This is a genomic window from Massilia sp. (genome assembly GCF_032106685.1).
In the GTDB taxonomy this organism is placed as follows: Bacteria; Pseudomonadota; Gammaproteobacteria; order Burkholderiales; family Burkholderiaceae_D; genus Telluria.
This window is the reverse complement of the sequence record NZ_DAMCPG010000011.1, coordinates 117,546-125,470: the sequence shown is the minus strand read 5'-3', so window position 1 is coordinate 125,470 and position 7,925 is coordinate 117,546. Positions and strand designations below refer to the sequence as shown.

Genomic DNA, 7,925 nt, shown 5'->3' with positions numbered 1-7,925 from the left:
TTAATTAGTAGTAAGCAAAAACCCCGTCGAGTCGATACTCGCCGGGGTTTTTTGCGTTTAAGCTATCCGTTTTCGTCGGTTCTCCATACTCTTCGGGCCGCTGGCTGATCATCCGGCGAGACCGCGTGGACACAGGTGTCTACGCCGGCCGCGCCCACCCTACTGGGCTTCATGCTGCGGATGTTCGGCCGGTAAGACCGCGTCGGCTCGAGAGCCCACCCTACGAAGTTCGGGATGCGGACGAGGGGCGGCTCGGCAGCCTGCGGACGCAAGCCGTACAATAAGCCCATGCGCATCCTCATCGTCGAAGACCACCCCGATATCCTCGCCAACCTGTATGGCTTCCTGGAGCCGAAAGGCCATGTGCTCGATTCCGCCCGCAACGGTTACGCAGGACTGGCACTGGCTTCGGAAAACGACTACGACGTGATCGTGCTCGACATCGGCCTGCCCGGCCTGAACGGCATCGAGCTGTGCCAGAAGCTGCGCGGCGAGCTGGCTATCCGCACGCCAGTGCTGATGCTGACCGCGCGCGACAGCCTGAGCGACAAGGTGGCCGGCTTCGACAGCGGCGCCGACGATTACCTGGTGAAGCCTTTTTCGCTCGTGGAACTCGACGTCCGCCTGAAAGCCCTGGTGCGGCGCTCCGAGGGCATGCAGGCCGTCAGCCACAAGCTGCGCTTCGGCGACCTGGAATTCGATCCGGACACCCAGGAGGCGACGCGCCAGGGCGTGCGCATCGCATTGACCAAGACCGGCTATACGCTCTTGCGCATCCTGATGACGGCGGCGCCACGCATCGTGCCGCGCGAAACCCTGGAACACGCGCTCTGGGGCGAGGACCGGCCGGACAGCGACGCGCTGCGCACCCACATCCACGCGTTGCGCCAAGCCATCGACAAACCTTTCGACCACGCCATGCTGCGCACCGTCGCCGGCGTCGGTTACCGTCTCGTGCTTCCCGATGCTGCCGTCTGAATCCCTGCACCGGCGCATCGTCGTCGCCCTAGTCTCGTTTGGCGTCGTACTGTCGCTGTTCGTCGCCGTTGTCGCGGCCATTGCGGTCGAGGGCATCGAGGTGCACCTGGTCGACAACCGGCTCGCCGAAGCGGCGCGCTGGGCGTCGCCGCGCCAGGCCGCTGGCCTGCCCACCGAGATGCCGGCCGGCCTGCGCTTTCATCGCGGCAGCGACATTCCGCAGTCGCTGCGCAAGCTGCCGCAGGGCGTGTCCGAGGTCGACGTCGACGGCGTCGGGCTGCATGTGCTGACCGGCGCCGATGCGGCCGGGCCCTACGTCATGGTCGACCACGAGAGCGACTACGAGAAGGTCGAGCTGGTCGTGTATTCGATGTTCGCCGCGGCGCTCCTCGGCATCGTCCTGCTCGCCGCGCTGCTGGGCCGTTTCCTGGCCAGCCGCATCGTCAATCCGATCAGCGAACTGGCCGATGCCGTCACGCATGGCCAGACGGCGCTGCCGCTGACCGAACGCGCCGACGAACTCGGCATCCTTGCGCGGGCACTGCAGGCCCATACCGCCGAACTGCGCGCCTTCCTCGACCGCGAACGCTTTTTCACGGGCGACGTCAGCCATGAGCTGCGCAGCCCGCTCACCGTCATCATGGGCGCGGCCGAGATCCTGATGACGAATGCCGACAGCGAGGCCACGCGCGCGCCGGCCGAGCGCATCTACCGCGCGGCGCACGAGGCCGCCGAGTGCGTCACGGTCCTGCTGCTGCTCGCGCGTGCGCCCGAGCTCGGCCGCCTGCCGCCGGTCCAGGTCGATGCGATCGCCGCGCGCGAGGCCGAGCGCTACCGCGCCCTGGTTGCGCACAAGCCGGTCGCGCTGCATTACAAGGGCGGCCCGCCGTTCGCCGTGCAGGCGCCAAGCGAGCTGTGCGCCGCGGCGATCGGCAACCTGGTGCGCAATGCCTGCCAGTACACCGAACAGGGCGAGGTCGGCGTCACGCTGGGCAAGCGGTGCGTGATCGTCGAGGACACCGGACCGGGCTTGCCACAGGCCGTGCGCGCCACGCTGCGCCAGCCGGGCGCCGCATCGAACGGCGTGCCCTCGACCGGTTCCGCCGGCACCGGGCTCGGCTTGTCGCTCGTGTACCGCATCTGCGAGTACCTCGGCGCCACGCTCCTGCACGAGGACCGCGCCGGCGGCGGCAGCCGCTTCACCATCGTTTTTGCGCGCGATTTCACACAATCTTAACGCCGCGCTGATCAGCGCCTGACGCCGTGTTTCCTATTCTTGAACGCTGGTGGCCGATCCCGGCCATCCGGTTTTCACGGATACGAGTTTGGACAAGTTCTTCGCACGGCGCATCAGCGCACCCCTCCTTACCCTGGCGGTCGCGACCTTGCTTGCCACGGCCGGCAACATCAAATTCTGGTCGACCCTGACTGCCGCCGCCGGCGGCCTGTCGCTCGCGCGCCTGCCGCTGCTGATCGGCGCCTTCCTCATCGTGGTCCTGTTCTTCAACGCCTGCCTGACGCTAGCGAGTTTCCGCTATGTCGCCAAGCCGGTGCTGATCCTGCTCGTGCTGACCGCCTCGGCGGCGAGCTACTTCATCGCCGCCTACGGCATCGTGATCGACCGCGCGATGATCCAGAACGTGTTCGAGACCGACGTCGGCGAGGCGGCGGAACTGTTCAGCTGGAACCTCGTGCTGACGGTCAGCGTCCTGGGGCTGTTGCCGTCGTACTTCATCGCTCGCGCCCGGGTCAATTTCCCGCAAGGCGTGCGCGGCCTGCTCGGCAGGGCGGGGATCGCCGGCGGCTCGCTGCTGCTGGCCGGCTTGCTCCTGATGATTTTCTTTAAAAGCCTGGCGCCGGCCTTGCGCGAGCACCGCGAGCTGCGCCTGCTGCTGACGCCGACCAATACCATCCAGGCCATGCACAGCTACCTGCGCAGCAAGTGGAGCACGCCGGTCGTGGTGGCGCCGCTGGGGCGCGACGCCATGAAGGGCGCCGCCTGGCACGGGCAGACGCGCCGCACGGTGACCGTGATCGTGGTCGGCGAGACCGCGCGCGCCATGAATTTTTCGCTCAACGGCTACCGGCGCGAGACCAACCCGCTGCTGGCCCGCCAGGAAGGGCTGATCAATTTCTCCAACGTCTCGTCCTGCGGCACCGCGACCGCCGTCTCGGTGCCCTGCGTGTTTTCGGCGTTCGGACGCGAGAATTATTCCGAGGCCAAGGCCAGCAGCCAGGAGGGCTTGCTCGACGTGCTGTCGCATGCCGGCTTCAGCGTCCTGTGGCGCGATAACAACTCCGGCTGCAAGGGCGTGTGCGCCCGCGTCGCCTACGAGGACCTGACGAAGGCGGGAACGAACAGCCGCTTCTGCGAAGGCGGCGAATGCCACGATGAGCGCCTGCTCGAGGGCTTGCCCGAATTGATCCGCAACAGCAGCAAGGACCTCGTCATCGTGCTGCACCAGAAGGGCAGCCACGGTCCTGCCTATGCCAAGCGTTACCCGAAGGGCTTCGGCCGCTTCAGCCCGGTGTGCGATTCGAACGAGTTCGAGAAATGTTCGCCGGACTCCATCGTTGCCGCCTACGACAACACGATCCTGTACACCGATTATTTCCTCAGCAAGACGATCGACCTGCTGCGCGCCACCGCGGCCGACGAGGGCGTCGATACGGCGATGCTGTACTTCTCGGATCACGGCGAGTCGCTCGGCGAAAACAATCTTTACCTGCACGGCGCGCCCTACATGTTCGCGCCGGCCGAGCAGACCCACGTACCAATGATGCTGTGGATGTCCGACCACTTCAGCGAGCGCTTCCGTATCGACCGCAACTGCCTGATGGCGCGCCGCGCACAGCCGCTGTCGCATGACAACGTGTTCCATTCGGTGCTGGGCCTGCTCGACGTGAACACCGCCGTGCTCAATCCCAAGCTCGACCTGTTCCATTCCTGCATGCGGAGCAGCTGATGCGGGCGCTTCCACCGCAGGCCGCGCCGGTCCTGGTCGGCGCGCGGCAGGCCTGGCGCGTCGCCGCCGCGCTGCTCGCTGCTGCCGGCGTCATCTTCTGGCTGGGCCGCTGCACCGACATCGACCTGATGCTGGCCGATGCGCTCTACGATCCGGGCGTGCACGCCTTTCCCTGGCGGCACGCCTGGCTGACCGACACCTTCAGCCATGTGATCCTGAAAGGCCTGCTGAGCGCGGCCGCCGCCGGCGTCGTCCTGGCGGCCCTGCTTGACGCCTGGCGCGCGCGCAGGATGCGCGACTCGCGCGACCCCTTGGCGCGCCTGCGCCTGCGCGTGGTCGCCCTGTCGGCGCTGCTGGTCCCGCTGGTGATCAGCGCGCTGAAGCAGGCCAGCATCGCGCATTGTCCCTGGGATCTCGCGCGCTATGGCGGCACCGAGCCCTACCTGCGCCTGTTCGACGCCCTGCCGTTCGGCGTGCCGCCCGGCCACTGCCTGCCGGCGGGACATGCGTCGAGCGCCTTGTGGCTGGTGTCCCTGTGCGTCTACTGGCTGCCGCTGCGTACCCGCATGGCCGGGCGCGTCGCGGCGGCGGCGCTGGCCTTCGGCGGCGCGGTCGGCTGGATGCAGCAATTGCGCGGCGCCCACTTCCTGACCCATACGCTGTGGTCGACCTGGATCGCCTGCGCCATCGTGCTGGCCCTCGTGCTGGTCCTGCAGTGGCAACCGCTGCGGCGGCTGCATCCGCTGCTCGAAGAAGGCGATACCGTCGACGAAGCCGCCTGAAGGCATTGCCAGGCTTGCTATACTCGGCGCTTTTCCGAGGAGGCAGCGTGAAGCGTATCGTGTTGTTGTCGTGTGCCGCACTGGCGGCAAGCGGCGCCTGGGCGGCGGCCACGCCCGAGGCGGCGTCCGCGGCATTGTGGCGTGGCCTCAGCCATCCGCCGGGCGTGGCGGCCGACACCGGCGCGCTAAGCCGGCTGTTCCACCCGGATAGCGTCGTGATCGGCGCACGCTACCGCGGCGATGCGCCGACACTGTCGGTCGACAAGGGCAGCGATTTTCTTGACCGGCTGCGCCAGGCGCGTCCGACCGGCTTTTACGAATGCGAAGTCGCGCGCGACGTGAAGCGGCATGATCGTTTCGCCACCGTCTACAGCGTGGTCGAAAGCCGCACCGATCCGAAGGCGGCGAAAGCCGATTTCGTCGGCGTGAACAGCATCCAGCTGCACCTGGGCGAGGATGGCTGGAAGATCGTCTCGCTGTATTACCACGTCGGCCAACCCGGCACGCCGGTGCCGCTCGAGGGCGGCCGTACCGGGGCCTGCCTGGGCGAAGATGCCTGATCCGGTCTTGCGCCGGCCGCGCCAGCCTGGCCCTGTTACAGCAGCCTAGAGCGCTTCCAGCCGCGGACCGCGCAAGCCGACCAGCAGCGCCTTGCCCTTGGCATCGATGCGGAATTCCCCATACCTGGCGCGGCTCCAGCGCTCCGCTTCCCCTTCGGCGAAATACCAGGCGTCGCTGGCAATCATCAGGCGCCCATTCTTGCGCACCAGTTCGATCAGCATCTCGTCCGCGGCCAGCGTCTCTCCTTTGTGGACGCGCAGCAGCGTCGCCACGCCGTTCGGCGCCCGCCGCGCGACCAGTGTCGTCCCATCCGCCGCCGACAGATCGACTGTCGAAGGAAGCGCGTAATTCAATGCCATGTAGTCGCCCTGCATCAGCGAGCGCGGGTCGACTGGCGCCAGTTCGACATACACCGGCGCGCCATCGCGGATCAACGCCTCCTTTTCCCAAATGGCCACATTCGCCACGACCAGTACCACCGCACCCGCGCCGCCGATTGCCAGGCGCCGCCAGCGTTCGCGTGCAGGGGGCACATGCAGGGGCAGATGCGGGGGCGGATGCGGGGCCAGCGCCGGCGCTTCCGCCGGCATCGCGAAGCGGGCGACGGCGCCCAGCAAGGCGCCGCAGGCTGCAAGCAGCGCTGCCTTCACGCCCAGGGGCCAGGCCAACTGGTAATAAAAGGCGCCGACGATCCACAAGGCCGCGGCCGCGGCCAGCAGCGCGAGATTGCGGCGCCCGTTCGCCGCGCAGACCGCGCACACCAGCAGGACCGCGCCGAGCGTGACCGAAAACCAGCCCAGGCAGGCTGCCGTTGCCGCCACCGCCGCGAACCAGGGGCTGCGCAAGGCCGGCCATTGGCGCATCAGCCAGGCGGCTGCCAGCAGTGCGCATGCCACGGAGACGAGGGCCGCGCTCGTGGCGCCGGCGGCAGCGCTGGTCCGGAAAGGCAGCACATTGGACAGGTGGCCCGCGCCGAACAGGAAGGTCTTACCCGAACAAGCGGCCAGCAGGAGGACGGTCATTGCGCCCGCGCCAGTGAGGATGGATTCCAGCGCGCCGGCCATCCTGGCGTTCCCAGGCTGGTGTTCGATTCGCCGCAGCACGACATGGCCACCGATCCAGGCGAACGCCATGAAATCCAGCACATATTCGGCAGGCACTCCCGCCGCTGCCGAGTAAACCTGACGGTAGGACACCGACAGGGTCAGCAGGCTGACGAAACTGGCGGCCAGCAGTGCGCGCAGCCAGGCTTGCGGGACCGTTGCCGCCAATATCATTGTCAGCAGCGCCATCAAGCCCAGGCTCGATTGGACGCTTTTACTGTCGAAGCTGCCGAAACCGACGAGGGCCGTACCAACAATCAGGCTGGCAACGCCCAACTGCTCGACAAACAGGGATTTACCGCCCTGGTAGAGCATGGCAAGGGCGGCGCCGAGCACCACGACGCCCACGGCGACAAAGGCGCCCTGGTTCTGCGTCGAGTCCGACGGGAGCGCGAGCACGACGAGTATGCCGAGGGGGATCGCGGCGAACCAGGCGGCAATTGCCGTCATGACCACCACGGCCCAGGGACGCTCCTTGTCCTGCGCTGCCGCGACGGCGCCCGAGATCAGGCCTTGTGTCACTGCTTCCTGAAGAATGCCATCCATGCGTTTGCTCATGGCGCTTCTCCCTGTTGGCGGTAGCTGTTGTTCAGGAAAAGGATGCCGCGCACCGCGCCGGCCAGCGCCGCCAGGGCAAGCAGAGCAAGCAGGAATACCGCGCCGATGTCCCAGGAACCGGACAGCAGCGTATTCGCCGCTTCGCTGAGCACGACAAAGAGCAGGCCCAGTGCAACCGTGCTCAGCGCAACGACATCGAACAAGGCGCGTCGCGCCAGCAGGGCACAGGCGGCCAGCAGGATCAGCAGGGACACGATGGAAGACGAGGCCGCCAGCCAGGCCGTGGCGACGAGGACGGCGAGGTTGAAGCTGACAAGGCCGGCGCCGGTGAAGCGCTGCAGCGGCTTGCCCGTCAGGCAGGCGAGTGCGGTGGCCAGCAGTACGGTCACGGGGTCGCCATGGAGGCGGTAACCCAGCGACCAGCTCCAGGTCGCGATGGCGGCCGAGGCCACGATCACCCAGGCGGCCCAGACCACGTCCGAACGGGCGCCGAGCGCCAGCGGCAGCGCCAGGGCCGTCCACAAGGCAAACAACTGCCAGGCGTCGGCCCCCGTCTGGTAGGTCTGGCCGAAGTAGGCGAACAGCCCGCCGATCGCGAGCAAACCCAGCAGGCTGAGCGGTGCGCGGGCACGGGGGAGCAGCGCAGCCCCCAGGCAGGTCAGCAGCGTGAATCCCTGGAGCAAGCCGAACTGCCCGGCGCGTCCAAGGGAATGCCAGTTGGCGGCGACAAAGAAGATCAGCCCCAGTCCGCCGAGCAGCGCAGCGATATACGCCAGCGCGCGCCGGACCAGTTGCAAGGACAGGACCGGCCGGCGGTCGAGGCCGGCAAGGCGCCGCAGAGCGACAAACGTCGCGGCATCGAGCCGGTGGCGTGCGGCCAGGTCAAGGATGGCAAGACGAGTATGCATGATGGGATTCTTCTTCTCGGGGAGTGGACAAGGATCGCCTGCCATTCTATGGTGACATATTGTTCATGC

General features: G+C 67.4%; 7 protein-coding genes. 5 read left to right on the top strand and 2 right to left on the bottom strand.

Annotated elements, in window-relative coordinates:
- Positions 1-288: 288 nt before the first annotated feature.
- The 5 genes from RT688_RS09140 (at position 289) to RT688_RS09120 (ending at position 5,286) form a co-directional block, all read left to right on the top strand.
- Positions 289-978 carry a response regulator transcription factor gene (locus RT688_RS09140; protein WP_313704557.1) on the top strand — a complete coding sequence of 230 codons (690 nt, stop codon included), beginning with the start codon at positions 289-291 and terminating at the stop codon, positions 976-978.
- Complete coding sequence (locus RT688_RS09135) at positions 965-2,215, top strand: HAMP domain-containing sensor histidine kinase (RefSeq protein WP_313704556.1); 1,251 nt, start codon at positions 965-967, stop codon at positions 2,213-2,215. Before RT688_RS09140 ends, RT688_RS09135 begins: the two co-directional genes overlap by 14 nt.
- An 88-nt stretch (positions 2,216-2,303) precedes the next feature.
- The gene (locus tag RT688_RS09130; RefSeq protein ID WP_313704555.1) at positions 2,304-3,944 is read left to right on the top strand and encodes a phosphoethanolamine--lipid A transferase; all 1,641 of its coding nucleotides are present in this window, start codon (positions 2,304-2,306) and stop codon (positions 3,942-3,944) included.
- Positions 3,944-4,726: a phosphatase PAP2 family protein gene (locus tag RT688_RS09125; RefSeq protein ID WP_313704554.1), complete on the top strand. Its 783-nt coding sequence runs from the start codon at positions 3,944-3,946 to the stop codon at positions 4,724-4,726. The genes RT688_RS09130 and RT688_RS09125 overlap by 1 nt, the downstream gene beginning before the upstream one ends.
- A 47-nt stretch (positions 4,727-4,773) precedes the next feature.
- A complete protein-coding gene (locus RT688_RS09120) occupies positions 4,774-5,286 on the top strand; it encodes a hypothetical protein (RefSeq protein WP_313704553.1) in 513 nt (170 codons plus the stop codon).
- A 45-nt stretch (positions 5,287-5,331) separates the two neighbouring features.
- On the opposite strand, the gene RT688_RS09115 is transcribed toward RT688_RS09120, so the two are convergent.
- Together RT688_RS09115 and RT688_RS09110 are read right to left on the bottom strand one after the other, a co-directional pair.
- The gene (locus RT688_RS09115; protein ID WP_313704552.1) at positions 5,332-6,948 is read right to left on the bottom strand and encodes a GDYXXLXY domain-containing protein; all 1,617 of its coding nucleotides are present in this window, start codon (positions 6,946-6,948) and stop codon (positions 5,332-5,334) included.
- Positions 6,945-7,856: a DUF2157 domain-containing protein gene (locus tag RT688_RS09110; protein ID WP_313704551.1), complete on the bottom strand. Its 912-nt coding sequence runs from the start codon at positions 7,854-7,856 to the stop codon at positions 6,945-6,947. The genes RT688_RS09115 and RT688_RS09110 overlap by 4 nt, the downstream gene beginning before the upstream one ends.
- Positions 7,857-7,925 lie beyond the last annotated feature (69 nt).